The organism is Microbacterium sp. SORGH_AS_0421 (assembly GCF_030818635.1).
GTDB lineage: Bacteria > Actinomycetota > Actinomycetes > Actinomycetales > Microbacteriaceae > Microbacterium.
In genome coordinates, this window is the sequence record NZ_JAUTAO010000001.1 from 2,775,234 (window position 1) to 2,795,449 (window position 20,216).

Here is a 20,216-nt window from a genome sequence, read left to right on the forward strand (position 1 = left end):
TCTCCGTGCCGAAGATATGACGCTGCGACAGCGGCCACGCAACGGGCAGCGTGACGGTGGCCTCGGCCCCATTCCAGCTCTCGAGTATCCAACGTCGGGTAATGTATACATGCACACGGACGCACGCGCTACGTCGGTATGGTGGCGTGGTGAATGATGCTGACAATTCAGGTCCACTCAGCGGCATTGGGCGACGTGAGGCATTGTCGGCAGGCGCTCTCGCGGTTTTGGCTGGAATCGTCTTCTCGGCAACTCCGGCCTCAGCCCTGGCCCAAACGCCCGGCGGCATGTTCTACCCGACAGACCCGTGGCGATATCTTGGCGGCGACGGGCAGAAGTATCTCGACCCTCGGGAGAACGGTCGCCGGCATATGGGTATCGACAGCCAGGGAGACTCGGGCGCGGCGATACACGCAGTTATGGACGGAACAGTCGTGGGCGGCCAATGGGGCACTACCACCGGCGATGGCCACGGCTGGGGGAACTTTGTCCGAATCGACCATGGGCAGGGCGTGCAAACGCTCTACGCCCATTTTGCCTTGCCGCCATCAGTCGCGCGAGGGTCGCATGTGCAGGCGGGACAGCGAATAGGCACCATGGGCGGCACCCAATACGGTGCCAACCGATTGTCCCGCCACCTCCATTTCGAAGTCTTCCGTAACGGCTCAAACGTCGATCCTCTTGCATTCTTGAGCAACTATCAGTCCAACACCCCGGCCCCAGCCCCCGCCCCGCGATCCGGCGGAGTAAGCGAGAACATCATGTACATTCGACGCCAGTCAAGCGGTGAAATCGCCATCTTCGGCGGATCGTTCCGGCAGAGCAACGGGGGTCAAACGGGACGCCACGTGTTCGCCAATCTGAGCGAGTACGACGCTTGGCGACGTGTCGTCGGCGCGTACAACTCCGAGACGCGAAGGGTGGGACTCCCGTCGGAGAACCTCATCCCCGAGCCGCCTGCCAACGCGTCCGACGTTCTCGGTCTTGGTGAAGGCGATTGGAGCGTCGTCTGCGCCGTATACGGCGTGTAGAACGCCGCGGCATGCACGACGAGCTGCCCCCGGTCACCCTGTGAAGGGGTAGCCGGGGGCTTTTTACCGCGCGGTCAGCGGAGGGCGTTCGCGGCGTAGGTTGCCATCAGCCGTTGTCCTCGCGCGTTGAGGTGCACATAGTCGGTGGACAGCAGCGGGTTGTACGTTGCGTCGTCACCTGTGGACATGGCACGCGACCAATCCACGAGGGTCAGTCGAGGGTGGCGCAGCGAGTGCAGCCACCCATTGATCTGGGCTCGGCTCGCGATCATGACAGGCACCGGGGAGTCCGAGCCGACCGACCCGCGCGGCATCACCGTGGCTGCGATGACGCGTGCATCCGTCTGCTTCAGGATCGCGTCGTGGATCGCCTTCAGGTTCGCGATGGTCGTCGCGGGAGCGCCCCCCTGACCGAGGTCGTTCGCGCCGCCGAAAACGAAGGTAACCGACGGGGCGTCGGCGATTACTGCGTCCACGCGGGCGCGAAGCCCAGCCGTTGTCTCGCCTCCGACGCCTCGATTGACGGGCGTGAACTGCGCTCCCGCCATCGCGACCGCGGCCAGGATCCAGTTGTTGCCGCCCTGAGTGATGGAGTCACCGAGGAATGGGGCTGCGCCAAGGGTCGGCGGTGCAGCAATGCGCACCGTGAGGGCGACCGTTCGCCCGCCGCCGACCTCATTCTGGAACGTTTCCGGCATGCCCTCGTTACTCGAAATCGACGCCGCTCCCAGCTGTAGCCCCTTGAGCGTGTTGCTGAGCTTGTGCACGAGAGAGATCGTCGTCGTGGAGCACCATACGGCGACCGCGTACTCTCCCGGCGGGAGCGTCACGATGTCCTGGAACGGAATCATCGCTTGGCTCTGGCCCAGAATGCTCAACGTTGACGCGTCGAAACCCCGGTAGTCGCGACCTTGCGATACGTGCGCAAGGCGTTCTGCGGCAACGCAGGTGTGGTGTCGGTAGTCGAGGTGAACACCGCGACTTCGATATTGCCCACCGGGCCGTAACCGATGGGCAGCGTCACGCCGATGATTGGCGTTGGCACCGCCACAGTGAAGAAGTCACCCGTGCTGTAGTTCGCGGCAAGCCACGGCGATAGTGCGGTGTTCAGCACATCCAGGGTGGCAAGCGGTGCGATAGCGCTCGGGGTACCCCCGGCTCGTGATTGAGAGAAGAAGTCAGCACCCGAGCGCGCGTCGATCGTGACGCTCAGAGCATCCGAAGACAACCGTTCGGGTAGCCGGACATCCGGTACGCGGGCGTTCCCGTCCAGGGTGGGAACGCCACCGGGTACGTCTTTGACGAGAGTCGCTGCGGCTTCGGCAGCGGAGCCAGCCGAGGCATCCGCCGAGGCCTTCGCGTCGTTCTTGTGGCCCAGCGCGGTCACCGCGGACTGGCCCGCCTGGAACGCCGACTGCCCCGCACGGTCCGCGTCGAAATCCGCTGCCCCCGCGAACGCCCCCCGCATCGGCCGCGGCAGTGACCGCCTGCTGGTCTTGACCGCGACATCGGCCTGCGTCGCCGCTACCTGGCTAACATCCACCTGCCGCGCGGCAACCACCGTCGTGACAGGCGTGTCCTCCCTTTCGTTGTGCACCAAACCAGTGCCGGCGGTCCATGATTTACCCATTGTCGCGAGGTAGATGGCGTGCACCTCACAGCAAGCCCGCCGATGCGCGACGCCATCGAGGCGCGCGACGCCTTGGTCGTTCGAAGGTCCGCGGACAGTCCGCAAAAGTCCCGCCAGCCCACCTCATCTGGCTGTGACGAACAGCGCTGAAACCGCGTAATCACGGCACTCCCAGTGACGAGCAATGTCTGCCGTTATCTTCGGTTTCGTACGAGCTGTACTTCGGGGTCTGATCGCCCGATCATCCACATCGACGCCCGTTCCCGCCGTTTCGCGGGGGCGGGCGTCGTCGTTCGCCGGGATATGCCAGGAGTGGCGGCATCCCGTCTCAGTCCGCGCGCGCTGCGCGCGTCTGCTCCTGGAACACGCGGATCGCCTCGTAGCGCTCGGCGGAGCGGGCCTGACGCTTCGCCGACTCGACCTCGCGCACCTTCGGCGGGGCGTTCGTCACGAGGTCGTCGAGCAGATGCCGGACGGATGCCGCGATCTCGTCCACGGCGCGATCGAAGACGTCCGTATTCGCCCGCGACGGCGACGTCGTCCCCACGATCTTGCGTACGAACTGCAGCGCTGCGTCGTGGCACTCGGCATCCGTCGCGGGGGGCGTGAAATTGTGCAGGGGAACGATGTTGCGGCACATGCCCGACAGGCTAGGCCGATCGACCGCTCACCGTGAGGGGCGCTGCTTTTCCTCGCGGGACATGTCGCGCCAGGCGCGGACCAGGCGCACGGTGAGAGCGGCGCCGTAGACGAGGCTGAGCACGGCGAACGGGCCGCCCACCCAGACCATGACCCCGGCGGGGATGTGCCTTCGGCCGGAGCCGAGCGCGTCGTCCCAGTCGATGCTGCCGGCGCTGAGGTCCGCGAGGATCGAGAGCACGTACGCGCCGAGGAGCGACCCGAACACGACAGCACCCAGGATCAGGAGCACCGCCCAGGTGCGTCCGCGCGCGCGTAACTGCCGATCCAGCTCGCGCGTCCAGCGGTCTCCGGCCCGGCTCACGGGGCCGGGATCTCGACGAGGCGAAACCAGCGCCCGGCAGGACGCAGGCGCGAGAGGGCGGGGAGGAAGTGCGGGTCGCTCACGTGTCCGTCGAAATCGACCATGGTGAGACCGCGATGGGCGAGGATCGTCATCGCGCGGCGGATGCACCCCTCGACCAGGTGCTCCCCTTCCGGCTCGTTGCGTGCGATCGTCTCGGCGACGATCAGCGCGGGGTCGGTGTCGCGGAAGGTGAGAGCGAGGGCTCGGATGCGGCCCGATTCGTCGACCGCGAGAGCCGAGGCCTCGACGTCCAGCTCGTCCCAGAGACCCTCGGCGAGAGAGGTTTCGAAGCCGGCTCGCACCGGGCTCCAGGTTTCGTGCGTCCAGCGATAAAGCTCCGCGTACGCCGACTCGATGCGCGAGCTGTCGGCACCGGTGAGCGGTTGCACCCCGGGGTGGGTGCGCAGCTCCGTCAGTGCGTCGAGACTCGCGCGCGCCGGCGGGACGGTCTGGATTGTGCGAGCCCCCAACGCATCGGCGAAGTGCATGCTCTCGTCGTCGACGTAGCCGCGTGCCATGAAGGGCAGGTCGCGCGAGCGCAGCGTAGACAGGTGCTGTGTCAGCGCGGTTCCGATGCCCCGTCGGCGTCGTTCGGGGTCCACGACAATCTCGAGCCAGAATCGATCTTCGTGCAGTCGCGAGAGCCAGATCGCTCCCGCGGCGACGATCTCGCCCCCGTCGACGACAACCGCTGATCGGGTCTCGTCGTCGCGCCAACGGTCGCGGGCGAGTGAGCGATCAGCCCACCATGAGGGAGGGACGGCGAGGTCATCGTCGGCCAGCGGTCGGAAGTGCACTCCCCCATCGAACCAGGTCACCGACTTCGCGGCATCCCTTCAGGTCAACCTCCGCCGCCATGTCGGAGGGGCACGCAAGGATGGGAGCATGCCCGAGTCTCCCTACGCGTCGCGTCCGTGGTCTGCCTCCTACGCCGAGGGTGTCCCCCTCGAGATCGACGAGCCCTCGCAGACGCTCCCCGAAATGCTGGCCGCGTCGGTCGCCCAGTTCGGCAAGAAGATCGCACTCGAATTCTTCGGCGCGCCCACCACCTATCGCGAGCTCGGCGAGCAGGTCTCCCGGGCTGCCGAGGGACTACGGCGCCTCGGCGTGAGGGCCGGAGACCGCGTCGCTCTCGTGCTTCCGAACTCCCCGCAGCACGTGGTCGCCTTCTACGCTGCGCTCCGACTCGGTGCCATTGTCATCGAGCACAACCCGATCTACACCCCGCGCGAGCTCCGCCACCAGTTCGAGGACCACGGCGCGCGGTTCGCCATCGTCTGGGACAAGCTGGCTGATACGGTCGCGGAATTCCCCGCCGACCTCGCTCTCGAGAAGATCGTCAGCGTCGACATCACGGCCGCACTCCCCCTGGCCAAGCGCCTGGCGCTGCGTCTGCCCATCGCGAGGGCGAAGGCCGCGCGTGAGCAGCTCACGAGCACCCCGCGCTCGAAGCGGCCGCTCGCGTGGGAGAAGCTGCTGACGCATGGCACGCTCTCGCGTAAGCACGCGGGGCCGGTTCTCGACGACATCGCACTGTTGCAATACACCAGCGGCACCACAGGTACGCCTAAGGGTGCGGTCCTCACGCACTCCAACCTCCGCGCGAACGCGATGCAGGGTCGCGCGTGGGTACCCGGCCTGCGCGACGGTGAAGAGACGTTCTATGGCGTGCTCCCGCTCTTCCACGCCTACGGACTCACGCTCTGCCTCACATTCGCGATGAGCATCGGCGCGAAACTCGTGTTGTTTCCCAAGTACGACCTCGAGCTGGTGTCGGCGGCGGCGAAGAAGAGTCCGCCGACGTTCCTTCCGGCCGTTCCTCCTATCTACGACCAGCTTGCGCGCGCCGCAGCACGCGGCACCGTCGATCTGAGCACCGTGCGGTTCGCGATCTCGGGCGCGATGAGCCTGCCCGTCGCGACCGTCGATCGCTGGGAGGCCGCGACCGGAGGGTTGCTCGTGGAAGGCTACGGCATGACCGAGTCCTCGCCCGTGGCCCTCGGCAACCCGATCGGACCGTCGCGCCGACCCGGAACGGTGGGCGTGCCGTTCCCCAGCACCGACATCCGCGTCGTGGACCCCGACGACCCCACCGTCGACCGGCCCCAGGGCGAGGCCGGCGAGCTGTTGCTGCGTGGTCCGCAGGTCTTCCAGGGGTACTGGAACCGTCCGTCCGACACGGCGGCGACGCTGCTCGACGGCGGCTGGCTGCGGACGGGCGATATCGCCACGGTCTCGCCCGACGGATTCGTCACCATCGTCGACCGACTGAAAGAGATCATCATCACCGGCGGCTTCAACGTTTCGCCGAGCGAGGTCGAAGACGTCCTCACCTCGCACCCCGACATCGCGGGAGCAGCCGTGGTCGCCCTTCCGAAGTCCAGCGGCCAAGAAGACGTCGCCGCGGCGATCGTGCTGCGCGAGGGTGTGCATGTCGAGCCCGACGCCATCCGTGACTTCTGCAAGGCGCGAATCGCGGCCTACAAGGTTCCGCGTCGAGTCGTCATCGTCGACGACCTTCCCCGCTCGCTCATCGGCAAGGTGCAGCGCCGTGAGGTCCGCGAACGCCTGATGTCCAAAGCATGAGAGGAAGGGATGCCGCGGTCTCGCGGCATCCCTTCGCTCGCGGCCGTCAGCCGTAGAAGAGCTTGTCGAAGACGCGGCGGGCGCGGCGGGTGGCGCCGAAGTAGTCTTCCTCGACCTGCGTCGCGGAGCGCGGCGCGTACTCGAGGATGCGGCCGATGCCGTCGAGTTTGGCGCGGTCGACGGGGAGGACGTTGCTCGTCTGCCCCGACAGCAGGGTGTTCGCGGAGCGCAGACGGCTCGCCAGGTGCCACGCCGCTGCGAGTTTGTCGGCCGCGTCGCTCTCGATGTGACCCGCATCGACGGCCGCTTCGAGCGCCTCGAGGGTAGACGTCGTGCGCATCGCGGGGGTCGCGCGAGCGTGCTGCAACTGCAGGAGTTGCACGAGCCATTCCACGTCGCTGATCGAGCCCGGGCCGAGCTTGAGGTGTCGCGCCGGGTCGGCGCCCTGCGGCAGACGTTCGTTCTCGACACGGGCCTTGATCCGGCGAATCTCGCGCAGGCCGTTCGGGTCGGCCGACTCCGGGTAACGCACCTCGTCGGCGAGGTCGAGGAACGCCCCGATCAGTTTCACGCTGCCGGCCACGCCACGGGCGCGCAGCAAAGCCTGCGCCTCCCACGACAGCGACCATCGCCGGTAGTACTCGGCGTACGCATCGAGAGAGCGGGCCAGGGGACCGCTACGCCCCTCGGGGCGCAGCTCGGCGTCCAGGTCGAGCGGCAGGCGGTGGTCTTCCGAATGCTCGCGCAGGCCCGCGACGAGTTTGAGCGCGAGTTGGCCCGCCCGCTGAGGGTCGACGCCGTTCGCGCGGTAGACGTACATGACGTCGGCATCGGAACCGAATCCGATCTCCCGGCCGCCGAAGCGTCCCATCGCGATGACCGCGAAGTCGAGGTCGTCGTCCTCGGGCGGCACGACGACCCGGCGCACGGCGCGCAGGGTGGCCTGGATCGTGACCTCGGTGATGGTCGTGAGAGCGTCGGAGAGTTCCTCCAGCGACACGGTGCCGAGCACCGCGGCCATCGCGACGCGCAGCATCTCGCGGCGGCGGAGGGCGCGCACCGAGCGCATCGCGTCATCGATGTTCTGCCACCGCGTCTGGATCGCTCGCGCCTCTTCTTCGAGGGCCTTGCCCGAGCGGGGACGCAGCAGGGCGTCGTCGTCGAGCCAGGCGACCGACTCGGGGATCCACTCCATGAGCTCGCCGATGTACCTCGAGCCGGACAACACGCGTGTGAGGCTCTCGGCAGCGCCCGCCGAGTCGCGCAGCATGCGCAAGAACCACGGGGTGTTCCCGAGCCGCTCGCTGATGCGGCGGAAGACGAGCAGACCGTAGTCGGGGTCGACGCCGTCGGCGAACCAGCGGATCATGATCGGCATGAGGTGCCGCTGGATGGTGGCCTTGCGGCTGAGCCCACTGGTCAGCGCCGCGATGTGGCGCAGCGCGCCGGCCGGGTCGCGGAAGCCGATCGCGGCGAGCCGATCGCGCGCCTGCTCGGTCGAGAGCGTCCGTTCCCCCTCGGGGAGGGCGGCGACGGCCGAGAGCAGGGGGCGGTAGAACAGGCGCACGTGGATGTCGCGCACCTCGCGTTTGATGCCCTCCCACACCGCCTGCACTCCGGATGCCGAGTCGGCCAGGCGGGACGCTCGTGCGAGCACCCGAAGATCGTCGTCCTTCTCGGGCAGCAGGGCCGTCCGGCGCAGACCCCGGAGCTGAAGGCGGTGCTCGAGCAGCCGCAGCAGACGATAGTCGCGGCCGAAGGCCTCGGCCTCGGTGCGACCGATGTAGCCCTCGGCCACGAGAGCGTCGAGCGCCTCGAGCGTTCCGCGCTGGCGGATGCGCTCGTCGGTGAGACCATGCACGAGCTGCAGCAGCTGCACGGTGAACTCGACGTCACGGATGCCGCCGGGGCCGAGCTTGAGCTGACGGTTGACCTCGGCTGCGGGAATGTGGTCGGTCACGCGCTCGCGCATGCGCTGCACGCCCTCGACGAAGTTCTCGCGCGCGGCGCTGTGCCAGACGAGCGGTTGGACCGCCGCGACGTACTCAGCGCCGAGCGTCGCGTCCCCCGCGATGGCCCGGGCCTTCAGCAGCGCCTGGAACTCCCAGCTCTTGGCCCACCGGGCGTAGTACTGCTCGTGCGAGGCGAGGCTGCGCACCAGCGCGCCCTGCTTGCCCTCGGGGCGCAGATTCGGGTCGACCTCCCACAGGGGCGGCTCGATTTCGGGTCCCGAGATGCCGCGCATCGTCTGAACGGCGAGGCGGGTGCCGATATCGATCGCCCTCGCCTCGGAGACCACGTCTTCGTCGGCGGTTCCCCCGACGAAGATCACGTCGACGTCGCTGACGTAGTTCAGCTCGCGTGCGCCGGTCTTGCCCATTGCGATGATGGCGAACCGGGTCGCCTCCACCTGTTCGCGCGGAAAGGACCCCGGCCCGGCACCGGACACCCGCGCCCGAGCCACGCTCAGCGCGGCTTCGAGGGCGGCTCCCGCCAGATCGGCGAGTGAGGAGGAAACGACGGGGATCGCCCCCGCCGGGTCATCCTGGCCGAGGTCGTACGCCGCGATCCGGGCCAGCAAGCGGCGATAGCGCACGCGCAATGCGACCCACGCGGCATCCGAGGAATCCGACGCGAAACCCTCGACATCGCCGACGGATGCCAGGAGCTCGGCCCTCATGGTGGGCTCGTCCGGCAGCGTCAGACCGGCACCCGACAGGTGGGCGAGCTCGTCGGGGTGGCGGAGGTAGAACTCGGCGAACCCGTCGGAGGCGCCGGCCAGATCCCACAGGGCCCGCCACGCGCCGGCGTCGGCGGCCGTCGCGCGAACCGCGTCACGATCCCGGCGGGCGACCTGCAGGATCGACAGGAGGGCACGGTCGGGATCCGCCACGCGCTGCGCGAGCTGCATGGCATCCGCCCGTCCGACCCCCACCGACTCCTCGAGCTCGCCGAGCAGGGAGTCTGCTTCGGCGAGCCGCGAGAAGCCGGTGCGAGCCAGGGCGGTGAGCGCGGTGGAGCGATCGCCCGAGGTCATGGAACGACCGTCAGAGTGCTTCGAGGTTGCTCGCGAGCTCGAACGGCGTCACCTGGGCGCGGTACTGCTGCCACTCGCGACGCTTGTTGAGCAGCACGTACTTGAAGACCGTCTCGCCCAGCGTCTCGGCGACGAGCTCCGACTCCTCGAGGTACTCGAGGGCGTGGTCGAGGCTCGCGGGAAGCGGCGCGTAGCCGAGGGCACGGCGCTCGGTGTCGCTGAGCGACCACACGTTGTCCTCCGCCTCGGCGGGGAGCTCGTACTCCTGCTCGATGCCCTTGAGTCCGGCCGCGAGCATGAGCGCGTACGACAGGTAGGGGTTCGCGGCGGAGTCGAGGGCGCGGTACTCGACGCGGGTCGACTGGCCCTTGTTGGGCTTGTACAGCGGCACGCGCACGAGAGCGGAGCGGTTGTTGTGGCCCCAGCATATGAAGCTCGGTGCCTCGTCGCCGCCCCACAGACGCTTGTACGAGTTGACGAACTGGTTCGTCACGGCCGAGATCTCGTTCGCGTGGCGGAGCAGGCCCGCGATGAAGTGGCGACCGACCTTCGAGAGCTGGTACTGCCCGCCCTCTTCGTAGAAGGCGTTCATGTCGCCCTCGAAGAGCGACAGGTGCGTGTGCATGCCGCTGCCGGGCTGGCCGCTGATGGGCTTGGGCATGAAGGTGGCGTACACGCCCTGCTCGATCGCGACCTCCTTCACCACCGTGCGGAAGGTCATGATGTTGTCGGCCGTGGTGAGCGCGTCGGCATACCGCAGGTCGATCTCGTTCTGACCGGGACCGCCCTCGTGGTGGCTGAACTCGACCGAGATGCCGAGGTCTTCGAGCATGCGCACCGAACGGCGGCGGAAGTCGTGCGCCGTGCCGCCGGGGACGTTGTCGAAGTATCCGGCCGAGTCGACGGGCTGCGGGCGTCCGTCCGCGCCGAGCTGCGACGACTTCAGCAGGTAGAACTCGATCTCGGGGTGCGTGTAGAACGTGAACCCGGCGTCGGCCGCCTTCGCGAGCGTCCGCTTGAGCACGTGGCGAGGGTCGGCGACGGCCGGCTGGCCGTCGGGCGTCGTGATGTCGCAGAACATGCGCGCCGTCGGGTCGATCTCTCCGCGCCACGGCAGGATCTGGAAGGTCGTGGGATCGGGGTGCGCCAGCAGGTCCGACTCGTAGGAGCGCGTGAGCCCCTCGATCGCCGAGCCGTCGAAGCCGAGCCCCTCGGTGAAGGCGCCCTCGACCTCAGCCGGGGCGATCGCCACCGACTTCAGCGTGCCGACCACATCGGTGAACCAGAGGCGGACGAACTTGACGCCCCGCTCCTCGATCGTGCGCAAGACGAAATCGCGCTGCTTGTCCATCGTCATCCCTCGTTTCGGTGGGCGTTCAGCGGGCGGAGCCGGAGCCCCAGTCGTCGCGGGCGTCTTCTTCGGCCCACTGCTTCGACCGCTCCTTCATGAGCTGCGGCGCGTTGGCCGCTTCTTCGGCGGTGTCGAAGGGACCGGCACGATCCACCGCGGGCGACTCGTACCCCTGCTCGACCTTGCCGGTCTCGAGGTTGTACCAGTACTTCTTGTCTTCGTCGCTCACGATCGCTCCTCACGTGGATCTCGCGTCTCGGCGCGAACCGCCGGTGCTCCCCCGATCCTACTGATCCCGACCGTGCGGCTGGATAGGCTGAGGGGTATGGCAACGAATGCGTCTCGTGCGGTCGGAGTGGACATCGGCGGAACCGGCATCAAAGCCGGAATCGTGGATCTGGATGCCGGGGAGCTCGTCAGCGACCGCGTCAAGGTCGCAACCCCCGCGGGCGCGGAGCCTGCCGACGTGCTGGCGGCCGTGCACCAGGTGCTCGAGACCCTCGAAGCGCCCGCGGATCTGCCGCTGGGCGTGGCTTTCCCGGCCATCGTGAAGGGCGGCCGCACCCTGTCGGCCGCGAACGTGTCGAAGTCGTGGATCGGCTTCGAGGCCGAGAAGTTCTTCGAGCACGGGCTCTCGCGCGACATCCACTTCGCCAACGACGCCGACGTCGCCGGCATCGCCGAGGTCCGCTACGGCGCGGCGAAGGGCGTCGACGGTCTCGTCATCCTCACGACGCTCGGCACCGGAATCGGGTCGGCGATGATCTACGACGGCGTGCTCGTGCCCAACAGCGAGCTGGGTCACCTGCAGCGCGCCGGCCACAAGAAGGACGCCGAGCACTTCGCGGCCTACTCCGCGATGGAGCGCGAGGAGCTGTCGTGGGAGAAGTGGGCGAAGCGTCTGCAGTGGTACTACGACTACGTCGAGTTCCTCTTCAGCCCCGACCTCATCGTCGTCGGCGGCGGGGTCTCGAAGCACTCCGAGAACTTCCTGCCGCTGCTGAAGCTCCGCGCGCCGATCGTGCCCGCGAAGCACCGTAACAACGCGGGCATCATCGGTGCGGCCTCGCTCGCCGTGCCGGTGCCCGAGGCCCTGCCGGCGGTCAAGTAGCGCTCACGCGGCGTTCTCGATCCGTCGGACGCTGACCGCGTTCCGCCACACGACGGGCGCCCAGTGCCCGCCCTCGCACGGCACCTCGAGCATGACGACGCGGTCGTTGCCACCCGTCGCCCAGGCGGGCTCGCGGGTCGCGGCGCGGTTCGGCCAGGTCACCCATGCCCACACCGGGCGCTTCTGCGGATACCAGTCGATCGCTCGCGCCCCCCACGTCTCGGGCTGCAGCGTGCAGGGGGCGATGGATGCCAGCACCCGGGCGACCATCTCGTCGCTGACCCTCGTACCCATGCGCCGGACCCCTTTCCCGGCCGTGCTCGAGTGTAGAACATATGTGCGACACTCGACATCGGTTCGACGAGCCGACGGTCTTGCGCTCGAGCTCGGCCTCGACGGCCCTCCGGCGCGCGTGTCCCTCGCGCGGCGTCTGTTCGGGCCAGGTCTGCGGTGACGTCGGTGAGAACGGCGAGTCGGCGTGGAAAAGCGCGAATGGGCCGGCCTATACGCCGGGTTCTGTCCGGGGGTCGAAACCCCGTGGACGGTCATCTCTCTCGGCGACACGTTGCCGTGCCGCTCCAGCGGCCTACCCGGGGACTCGGCGAGCCGCGTCGTCATCCCCTGTCTGGCCTTGCTCCGGACGAGGTTTACCTCGCGGGTCGTGTCACCACGACCCCGGTGGTCTCTTACACCACCCTTTCACCCTTACCCCGGCCCCGAGGGGCCGAGGCGGTCTGCTCTCTGTGGCACTGTCTCGCGGATCGCTCCGGGTGGGCGTTACCCACCGTCCTGCCCTGTGGAGCCCGGACGTTCCTCGGCACGGGCGAACCCGTGACGCGACCGTCCAGCCGACCCATTCGCATCGGCCAGTCTACGGCGGCCTGGCCTCACCGATTACCGAGTGGCGAGGAGGATGCCACCGAAGATGACCGCGGGCACGCCGAAGACGAGCGCGAGCAGGATCGCGACGTCCCAGCAGACGGAACGTCGTTGCAGACGCCGCCCTGCGGCGGCGACTTGCGTGCGCGGAGACGATGCCCGCGGGTCGGTGTACGGCGTGGCCTGCGTACGGACTTCGGCGCCCAGGAGGGCGGCGAAGCGCAGGAGCGCGGGCACCTCGGTCTCATCCCGACCCCGCCGGAATCGGGTGGATGCCACGAGGAGGAGATCATCGACGATCTCGGCATCCCAGTCACGTCCGTGGTCGAGGAGGCAGACGAGCACGTCGGGTGTGAGGACCTGCAGAGCGTCACGCGCGTAGCCGGGAGGGGCGTAGACCGCGAAGTGGCGGTCCATCTCGCCCTCGAGGGAGACCCGTTGCACGCTCGGTAGCTCGGATCGGAGGCGTCCGTTACGCACGGAGTCGATCATGATATGCGGCATCGGACGGGGCAGCCGCAGAGCGAGGAAGCGAAAAGCGGGCCGCGGCCCGCGCGCGGCATCCCGGCCGCCCTGGAACGTGGCGACGCCCAAGCGAAGCGGAGCATCTTCGAAGGGTGGCCGGTACAGCTCGAAGGTGCTGCCATACGAGGGATCGGCTCCGGGGGCCCGCTCGGCGAAGAAGACCCCGCCCATCTCGAGAGGTGCGCCGAACCGCGCGTACGACAGTCCCGCAGAGCGCGCGAAGCGGTGCAGGGCAATTTCACGCCGCACGTCGGCGGGATGGGCAACGAGTGCCGCCCCGAGCACCAGCCCGAGGACGCCCGCCCACAGCAGGACGACAGCAACCAGCCCCGCGACCGTATCAAGCCACGGGGCTCTGATGACCTCGAACTGCACGAGTGCCCATCCGCCGAGGAGCAGGAATCCGAGGGCGACGATCCCCGCGCCCGACGCAGCGAGGCGATAGGCGAATGGATCGGCGTCCCTCACCTCGGCGTTTGAGGCGCGTCGGGGGTACGGCGGCAACTCGATCACCCTTCGAGCGTACCGAGCGCCCGTCAGCCCTTCTCGGCCGTTTCGCCGATGCGAAGGTCCAGGGGGAAGTCGATCGGGAACGTCCCGAACAAGAGGCGCCCGGCGGCGGTCGCCGCTTCGCGCACCGCCTCGGCGACGGCATCCGCGTGCTCGATCGGGGTGTGCACGACGATCTCGTCGTGCAGGAAGAATGCCAGGTGCGGTCGTCGCGAGAACACCGGGCCAGATGCCGTGGCCGGCACATCGTCATCTGTCGCCGGAAGCGCCGCCAGGCGCCCACGGAGATCGGCGAGCCACGCGAGCGCCCACTCGGCCGCGGTACCTTGCACGACGAAGTTGCGGGTGAAGCGTCCGCGGTCGCGCGCGGAGCGGCGCGCCCGGTTCTCGTCGATCCCGGATGCCGAAGACTCGCTCGCCATCGACTGCAGAGCGCGCCACGATTCCCCCGCCGGGGGCGAGGTGCGGCCGAGCCACGTATGCACGACGCCACCTTCTTCACCGGTGCGCGCGGCCTCGTCGACGAGCTGCATGGCCCGGGGGAAGGTGCGACGAAGGCGTGGCAGGAGTCGACCGCTCTCCCCGGTCGTGGCGCCGTACATGGCGCCCAGCATCGCGAGCTTCGCCTCGGCGCGGCTGGCGACCGCGCCGCGCTCGACGATCCCGGCGTACAGATCGCGACCGGCTGCCGCCTCGGCCAGGGCCGTGTCGCGCGCCATCGCGGCGAGGACGCGCGGTTCGAGCTGGGCGACGTCCGCGGTGACGAGTGTCCATCCCGGGTCGGCACGCACCGCGGTGCGGAGATTGCGCGGGATCTGCAACGCTCCCCCGCCCGACGATGCCCAGCGGCCCGTCACGACCCCCGCGGGGACGTAGACGGGTCGGAAGCGTCCGTCGCTGACCCACTCGTTGAGCCACGCCCAGCCGTTCGCGGTGTAGAGCCGCATGAGCTTCTTGTAGGCGACGAGCGGGGCGACGACCGGGTGGTCGTGCTCTGCCAGCTCCCACCGACTCGTGGATTGGACGAGGAGTCCCGCGCGGTGCAGCGACCGCAGCAGCCGCGGCTGTGAATCCAGCGAGGCGGCGGGATCGTTGAGGGCCGCGCGCACGGCCGCTGCCGTCTTCTCGACGGTTTCCGGAAGCCCGCCGCCTCGCCGCGGGCCGAGCTCGCTCTCAAGCAACTTCTCGTGCGCTGCGGTGCTCCACGGCACGCCCGCCGCGTGCAGTTCGACGGCGATGAGGGCCCCGGCCGACTCTGCGGCGCAGAGCAGGCGCAGCGCCCCGGGACTCGTCGACGATGCGATGGCCGCTCCCTGCCGCCGGTACTCGGCGAGGGCCGCGTCTGCACTCTCGGGAACCCCGGATGCCGACTCCCCGAGATCGAAGAGGGTGTCGCCGGCTGCGGGGGCCGAGGCGGTGGCATCCCAGGTCATGGCCGCGCGGAGGCCGTGGTCGTCGACGACCGCGGAGGCGTCGCGGAGGATGGCGTGGACCAGGCGCAGGTCCCAGGCCCGCGCCACCCGCACGCCGGCCGCCAGGAGTCGGGCGTACAGCGCGGCGGAATCCGCCCATACCCAGCGGATCTCACCCGCTGCTTCGCGCGTCGAGACGACGGAGGCCAGCTCGTTTGCGGCGATCTCGATCGTGCGCGTCGGTAAGCCTTCTGAATCCAGATCGATCAGGGCGATCCGCCCGGCGGAGGTGGTGCCGACGACGACCGTGTCAGACGGCACGGCCGTCTCGGGTCATCGTGACTCTTCGGTGCGAACGAGAATGGCGCCGCACTCGGGACAGAACACGACCTCGTCGGTCTGGGCGCGGCGCACCGTGGCGACATCGCTCGGCGGGAGCACCATGCGGCACGCCTCGCAGGCGCCGGCACGAAGGAGCCCGGCTCCGTTGCCACGGGCGGCGAGACGCTCGTACAGTCCCAGCAGGTCGGCGGGAACCGAGGCGGCCACCGCGTCGCGATCGCGGCGGGCGCCCTCGAGGCGCGTCGTCGCATCGGAGACGGTGGTTTTCGCCTCAGCGCTCAACCGCGTGCCCAGGGCATTTGTCTCGGAGATGAGGGCCTCTTGCTCCGAGACCGCGGCGTCGGCGGTCTCAAGGCGTTCCATGAGCGCGATCTCCAAGTCTTCGAGGTCACCCTTGCGCCGCTTGAGCGAGGCCAGCTCGCTCTCGAAGCCCTGCGCCTGCTTGGCGTTCGACGAGGCGGCGAGGCGCTCGGTGTCGCGCGCGATGCGGGCGTCGACGACGGCCACGTCGGACTCGAGACGCTTCAGCTCGGCGGTGATGTCATCGCGCGCGTTGGCGCGGGTCGACAGCTCTTGCGTGAGCGTCGCCCGCTGCGCGAGGAGCTCGCGCACGCGCTCGGCCTGCGGCGGGTTGGCCGAGACCTTCTCGTCACGACGGATGCGGGCGTCGAGGTCGGAGAGGTCGAGCAGTTTGCGCTGGTCGGCGGGATCGGCATTCACGGGTTCCACGCTACCCCGGGGCTCCGACATCGGCGGTACGCGACCGCCGCGCCACCGGGCGAGGTCTGTGGTGCGCGGGGCCGAAGCTGCCTATGGTCCAGATCGCGCGGCCTCGGCGACGAGCCGCGACCGTGAGAGGACCAGATCACGCGACCTGGGCGAGGACGCACGACATGCCCCGTGCCCTCGCCCGGTTCACGTGACCTCGCGGCGGCGGTGGCGCGGGCCAGGAGCCGGGCGGACGCTAGACTCGAGGCATCCAGGGCCTTTAGCTCAGCTGGTAGAGCGCCACGTTTACACCGTGGATGTCGTCGGTTCGATCCCGGCAGGGCCCACCGTCAGTTCAGGATGTTCACGCTGCGCGAGATCACGAGCGCGAGCAGGATGAAGCCCGACACCGCCTGCACCATCATGAAGAGCTTCGCGCGCGTGCTCAGCGGCATGACGTCGGTGGGGCTGAACGCCATAGCGTTGGATGCCGAGAAGTACAGGTAGTCGACGTACCCGGGTGCCCAGTCCTCGGTGTCGGAGGATCGGCGGGCCACCTCGCTCACGGCATCCCGATCCGAGTCCTGGGGGAACTGGAAGTCCGCTGGCGGCAGTTCGTCACGGGCGTCCCGGCGGCGGGCGATCGGGCCGCCGCGATCCATCTCCCAGTAGACGACGGCGTAGCCGATGACGTTGATGGCCCACACCTGCGCAGCCCCGAGCAGGGTTCCGGCGCCGCTTCCCTCTCCGCGCAGCAACTGCTGGATAAGCAGGAAGAACGCCACCTGGTTCGCCAGCAGCAGCACGGCGGTGAAGGCGAGAGCGAAGCCCCGGCCCACGGCGGATTCGCGCGACAGGCGTGAGGGATTCGTCACCACCATGGGGATCGTGCACAGCACGCCGGCGCCGACGACGACGTAGCGGAGCACGCCCGACGTCTCGTTCGGGAGCACCGCGTACAGGCCCGTGCCGACGGCCAGGGCGATCAGGACCGGCCAGCGATGCTCCGGTCTGGTGCGGAAGCCTTCGCTCTCGTGCGTGCTCACGCGGTCAGGCTAGACCCGCGCCCCCGCACGCCTCGCCCGACGCGGTGGCTTCAGGCGGTCTTGATAGGCCGGAGCTCGTCTCGACGTCGAAGCGTCTGCGCGGCGCGGGCCGGTTCGTCGCGGCCGTGGCGCATCCGATGTCGCCGCGACTCGCTAGGCTGGACGCTGGTTGATTGTGCGGAGCAGACAAGGGTTGCCGCACTCGTATGGCGATTCTCTGGCATGACCTGCCAGACGACGAAAGGTCTTCCGTGACTGTTCACGACCAGGATCCGTATTCGCAGGGGCCGCAGGACAGCGACCCGGAAGAGACCGGGGAGTGGCAGGAATCCCTGCGACAGCTGGTCCAGGCGAAGGGTCCGGCTCGCGCTCGCGAGATCATGCTGAGCCTTCTGAAGGGCTCCAAAGAACTCCACCTGAACGTGCCGATGGTTCCGACCACCGACTACATCAACACGATCTCGCAGAAGAACGAGCCCGAGTTCCCCGGGGACGAGGAGCTCGAGCGGCGCTACCGCAAGTGGATCCGCTGGAACGCCGCGGTCACCGTGCACCGCGCCCAGCGTCCCGGTATCGGCGTCGGCGGCCACATCTCGACCTACGCGTCGTCGGCCGCGCTGTACGAGGTGGGCTTCAACCACTTCTTCCGCGGTCTCGACGACCCGTCGGGCGGCGACCAGATCTTCGTGCAGGGCCACGCCTCCCCCGGCGCCTACGCCCGCGCGTACCTCGAGGGTCGTCTGACCGAGGCGCAGCTCGACGGCTTCCGTCAGGAGAAGTCGCAGGCGCCCAACGGCATCCCGTCGTACCCGCACCCGCGCCTCATGCCGGAGTTCTGGCAGTTCCCGACCGTGTCGATGGGCCTCGGCCCGATCAACGCGATCTACCAGGCGATGTCGAACAAGTACCTCTCCAACCGCGGCATCAAGGACGTCGGCGACTCGCACGTCTGGGCCTACCTCGGCGACGGCGAGATGGACGAGGTCGAGAGCCGCGGTCAGCTGCAGGTCGCGGCGAACGAGGGTCTCGACAACCTGACCTTCATCGTCAACTGCAACCTCCAGCGTCTCGACGGCCCCGTCCGCGGTAACGGCAAGATCATCCAGGAGCTCGAAAGCTTCTTCCGCGGTGCCGGCTGGAACGTCATCAAGGTCGTCTGGGGCCGCGAGTGGGACGACCTCCTCGCCCGCGACACCGAGGGCGCGCTGCTCAACCTCATGAACAGCACGCCCGACGGCGACTACCAGACCTACAAGGCCGAGAACGGCGCGTATGTCCGCGAGAACTTCTTCGGTCGCGACCCCCGCGCTCTCGAGCTCGTCAAGGACTACACCGACGAGCAGGTCTGGGGCCTCAAGCGCGGTGGCCACGACTACCGCAAGGTCTACGCGGCCTTCAAGGCGGCCAAGGAGCACAAGGGCCAGCCCACCGTCATCCTGGCGAAGACGATCAAGGGCTACGGCCTCGGTCCGCACTTCGAGGGCCGCAACGCGACCCACCAGATGAAGAAGCTGACGCTCGACGACCTCAAGGCGTTCCGCGACGCGATGGACATCCCCGTCACCGACGCGCAGCTCGACGAGAACCCGTACCAGCCGCCGTACTACAACCCCGGTGAGCAGGACGAGACGATCAAGTACATGCTCGAGCGTCGTCGTGCGCTCGGCGGTTTCCTTCCCGAGCGTCGCACCACCCACGTCGGTCTCGAACTGCCGGGGGATGCCGCGTACGCGCTGCCCAAGAAGGGCTCGGGCACGCAAGAGATCGCCACGACCATGGCGTTCGTGCGTCTGCTGAAGGATCTGCTGCGGGTCAAGGACTTCGGTCACCGCATCGTGCCGATCATCCCCGACGAGGCTCGCACGTTCGGTATGGACGCGTACTTCCCGACGGCGAAGATCTACAACCCCAAGGGCCAGCACTACACCTCCGTCGACCGCGAGCTGCTGCTGGCGTACAAGGAGAGCCCGCAGGGTCAGATCGTGCACGTCGGCATCAACGAGGCGGGCGCTCTCGCGGCGTTCACCGCGGCGGGCACGGCGTACTCGACCCACGGCGAGCCGCTCATCCCGGTGTACGTCTTCTACTCGATGTTCGGCTTCCAGCGCACGGGTGACGCCCAGTGGGCCGCGGGCGACCAGATGGCGCGCGGTTTCATCATCGGCGCCACCGCCGGTCGCACCACCCTGACCGGTGAGGGCCTGCAGCACGCCGACGGTCACTCGCAGCTGCTCGCGTCGACCAACCCGGCCACGGTGTCGTACGACCCGGCTTACGGCTATGAGATCTCGCACATCGTGCGCTCGGGTATCGAGCGGATGTACGGCGGGAACCACCCCGACCCCAACGTCATGTACTACATGACGGTCTACAACGAGCCGTACGTGCAGCCGGCCGAGCCCGAGGGCGTCGACGTCGATGGCATCGTCCGCGGCATCCACCACATCTCCTCGGGCGAGGGCGACGGCCCCCGTGCGCAGCTGCTCGCCTCGGGTGTCGGCGTGCCGTGGGCTTTCGAGGCCCAGCGTCTGCTGAAGGACGACTGGGGCGTGGTCGCCGACGTGTGGTCGGTCACCTCGTGGAGCGAACTGCGCCGCGACGGCCTGGCCGCCGACGAGCACAACTTCCTGCACCCCGAGGAAGAGCCTCGCGTGCCGTACCTCACGGACAAGCTGAAGGAAGCCCAGGGTCCGGTCATCGCGGTCAGCGACTGGATGCACGCGGTCCAGGACCAGATCCGTCAGTGGGTCCCGCAGAACTACTGGACCCTCGGGGCCGACGGCTTCGGCTTCTCGGACACCCGTGCCGCCGCACGTCGCTTCTTCAAGATCGATGGTCCTTCGATGGTCGTCCGCACCCTGCAGGCGCTGGCCGAAGAGGGCAAGGTCGACCGCGCGGTCGTCGGACAGGCGATCGAGAAGTACCGTCTCCACGACGTCAACGCTGGAACGACCGGCAACGCGGGCGGCGAGGCCTGATCACGTGACGAGCACCACCGACGGG

General features: G+C 68.6%; 17 protein-coding genes, 1 tRNA gene and 1 other RNA gene. 5 read left to right on the forward strand and 14 right to left on the reverse strand.

The window, feature by feature from the left end:
* The first annotated feature begins 149 nt into the window (after positions 1–149).
* Positions 150–1,031 carry a M23 family metallopeptidase gene (locus QE416_RS13190; protein ID WP_307316846.1) on the forward strand — a complete coding sequence of 294 codons (882 nt, stop codon included), beginning with the start codon at positions 150–152 and terminating at the stop codon, positions 1,029–1,031.
* A gap of 74 nt (positions 1,032–1,105) precedes the next feature.
* Here the strand turns inward: QE416_RS13190 and QE416_RS13195 are convergent, their stop codons facing one another.
* From QE416_RS13195 to QE416_RS13215, 5 genes are all read right to left on the reverse strand, one after another.
* Entirely contained in the window at positions 1,106–1,909 is an 804-nt protein-coding gene (locus QE416_RS13195) for an SGNH/GDSL hydrolase family protein (RefSeq protein ID WP_307316847.1), read from the reverse strand.
* Entirely contained in the window at positions 1,906–2,685 is a 780-nt protein-coding gene (locus tag QE416_RS13200) for a hypothetical protein (RefSeq protein WP_307316850.1), read from the reverse strand. The genes QE416_RS13195 and QE416_RS13200 overlap by 4 nt, the downstream gene beginning before the upstream one ends.
* A 304-nt stretch (positions 2,686–2,989) precedes the next feature.
* Positions 2,990–3,301, reverse strand: a complete 312-nt coding sequence (locus tag QE416_RS13205) for a DUF2277 domain-containing protein (RefSeq protein WP_307316853.1) — start codon at positions 3,299–3,301, stop codon at positions 2,990–2,992.
* Positions 3,302–3,328: 27 nt separating this feature from the next.
* A complete protein-coding gene (locus tag QE416_RS13210; protein WP_307316855.1) occupies positions 3,329–3,664 on the reverse strand; it encodes a hypothetical protein in 336 nt (111 codons plus the stop codon).
* Positions 3,661–4,524 carry a GNAT family N-acetyltransferase gene (locus QE416_RS13215; RefSeq protein WP_307316856.1) on the reverse strand — a complete coding sequence of 288 codons (864 nt, stop codon included), beginning with the start codon at positions 4,522–4,524 and terminating at the stop codon, positions 3,661–3,663. Before QE416_RS13215 ends, QE416_RS13210 begins: the two co-directional genes overlap by 4 nt.
* A 67-nt stretch (positions 4,525–4,591) precedes the next feature.
* Between QE416_RS13215 and QE416_RS13220 the strand changes: the two genes are divergently transcribed.
* Positions 4,592–6,292: a long-chain-fatty-acid--CoA ligase gene (locus QE416_RS13220; RefSeq protein WP_307316858.1), complete on the forward strand. Its 1,701-nt coding sequence runs from the start codon at positions 4,592–4,594 to the stop codon at positions 6,290–6,292.
* Between the two features lie 46 nt (positions 6,293–6,338).
* Here QE416_RS13220 and QE416_RS13225 read toward each other — a convergent pair whose 3' ends face one another.
* The 3 genes from QE416_RS13225 to QE416_RS13235 are packed head-to-tail and all read right to left on the reverse strand — an operon-like array spanning position 6,339 to position 10,909.
* The gene (locus QE416_RS13225) at positions 6,339–9,329 is read right to left on the reverse strand and encodes a bifunctional [glutamine synthetase] adenylyltransferase/[glutamine synthetase]-adenylyl-L-tyrosine phosphorylase (protein WP_267787241.1); all 2,991 of its coding nucleotides are present in this window, start codon (positions 9,327–9,329) and stop codon (positions 6,339–6,341) included.
* A 10-nt stretch (positions 9,330–9,339) separates the two neighbouring features.
* Complete coding sequence (gene glnA, locus QE416_RS13230) at positions 9,340–10,680, reverse strand: type I glutamate--ammonia ligase (RefSeq protein WP_210075378.1); 1,341 nt, start codon at positions 10,678–10,680, stop codon at positions 9,340–9,342.
* A 25-nt stretch (positions 10,681–10,705) separates the two neighbouring features.
* Positions 10,706–10,909, reverse strand: coding sequence for an SPOR domain-containing protein (locus QE416_RS13235; RefSeq protein ID WP_210075006.1), 204 nt, complete (start codon positions 10,907–10,909; stop codon positions 10,706–10,708).
* A 96-nt stretch (positions 10,910–11,005) separates the two neighbouring features.
* Here QE416_RS13235 and ppgK point away from each other — a divergent pair, with 96 nt between their 5' ends.
* Complete coding sequence (gene ppgK / locus QE416_RS13240) at positions 11,006–11,791, forward strand: polyphosphate--glucose phosphotransferase (protein WP_210075004.1); 786 nt, start codon at positions 11,006–11,008, stop codon at positions 11,789–11,791.
* Between the two features lie 3 nt (positions 11,792–11,794).
* Here the strand turns inward: ppgK and QE416_RS13245 are convergent, their stop codons facing one another.
* The 5 genes from QE416_RS13245 to QE416_RS13265 all read right to left on the reverse strand — a co-directional run bounded on the left by QE416_RS13245 (position 11,795) and on the right by QE416_RS13265 (position 16,179).
* Positions 11,795–12,085: a hypothetical protein gene (locus QE416_RS13245; protein WP_267787240.1), complete on the reverse strand. Its 291-nt coding sequence runs from the start codon at positions 12,083–12,085 to the stop codon at positions 11,795–11,797.
* Between the two features lie 195 nt (positions 12,086–12,280).
* Positions 12,281–12,647, reverse strand: an RNA gene (rnpB, locus tag QE416_RS13250) — RNase P RNA component class A.
* A 38-nt stretch (positions 12,648–12,685) separates the two neighbouring features.
* A complete protein-coding gene (locus QE416_RS13255) occupies positions 12,686–13,708 on the reverse strand; it encodes a hypothetical protein (protein ID WP_307316864.1) in 1,023 nt (340 codons plus the stop codon).
* A gap of 23 nt (positions 13,709–13,731) precedes the next feature.
* On the reverse strand, positions 13,732–15,438 hold the full coding sequence (locus tag QE416_RS13260) for a bifunctional 3'-5' exonuclease/DNA polymerase (protein ID WP_267787238.1): 1,707 nt from the start codon (positions 15,436–15,438) through the stop codon (positions 13,732–13,734).
* A gap of 12 nt (positions 15,439–15,450) precedes the next feature.
* Positions 15,451–16,179 (reverse strand): zinc ribbon domain-containing protein, encoded by a 729-nt coding sequence (locus QE416_RS13265; RefSeq protein WP_307316867.1) that lies wholly within the window; start codon positions 16,177–16,179, stop codon positions 15,451–15,453.
* 262 nt (positions 16,180–16,441) lie between these two features.
* Between QE416_RS13265 and QE416_RS13270 the strand changes: the two genes are divergently transcribed.
* Positions 16,442–16,514: transfer RNA gene (locus tag QE416_RS13270), tRNA-Val, on the forward strand.
* A gap of 3 nt (positions 16,515–16,517) precedes the next feature.
* Here QE416_RS13270 and QE416_RS13275 read toward each other — a convergent pair.
* Positions 16,518–17,213 carry a hypothetical protein gene (locus tag QE416_RS13275; protein ID WP_307316869.1) on the reverse strand — a complete coding sequence of 232 codons (696 nt, stop codon included), beginning with the start codon at positions 17,211–17,213 and terminating at the stop codon, positions 16,518–16,520.
* 251 nt (positions 17,214–17,464) lie between these two features.
* Here QE416_RS13275 and aceE point away from each other — a divergent pair, with 251 nt between their 5' ends.
* On the forward strand, positions 17,465–20,191 hold the full coding sequence (gene aceE / locus QE416_RS13280) for a pyruvate dehydrogenase (acetyl-transferring), homodimeric type (protein WP_307316871.1): 2,727 nt from the start codon (positions 17,465–17,467) through the stop codon (positions 20,189–20,191).
* Positions 20,192–20,216: the final 25 nt, after the last annotated feature.

Excerpts from the sequence above, each read along its gene's own strand:
- QE416_RS13205 (WP_307316853.1), bottom strand. The coding sequence starts at position 3,301 with ATGTGCCGCAACATCGTTCCCCTGCACAATTTCACGCCCCCCGCGACG.
- QE416_RS13220 (WP_307316858.1), top strand. The coding sequence starts at position 4,592 with ATGCCCGAGTCTCCCTACGCGTCGCGTCCGTGGTCTGCCTCCTACGCC.
- QE416_RS13225 (WP_267787241.1), bottom strand. The coding sequence starts at position 9,329 with ATGACCTCGGGCGATCGCTCCACCGCGCTCACCGCCCTGGCTCGCACC.
- glnA (WP_210075378.1), bottom strand. The coding sequence starts at position 10,680 with ATGGACAAGCAGCGCGATTTCGTCTTGCGCACGATCGAGGAGCGGGGC.
- ppgK (WP_210075004.1), top strand. The coding sequence starts at position 11,006 with ATGGCAACGAATGCGTCTCGTGCGGTCGGAGTGGACATCGGCGGAACC.
- QE416_RS13245 (WP_267787240.1), bottom strand. The coding sequence starts at position 12,085 with ATGGGTACGAGGGTCAGCGACGAGATGGTCGCCCGGGTGCTGGCATCC.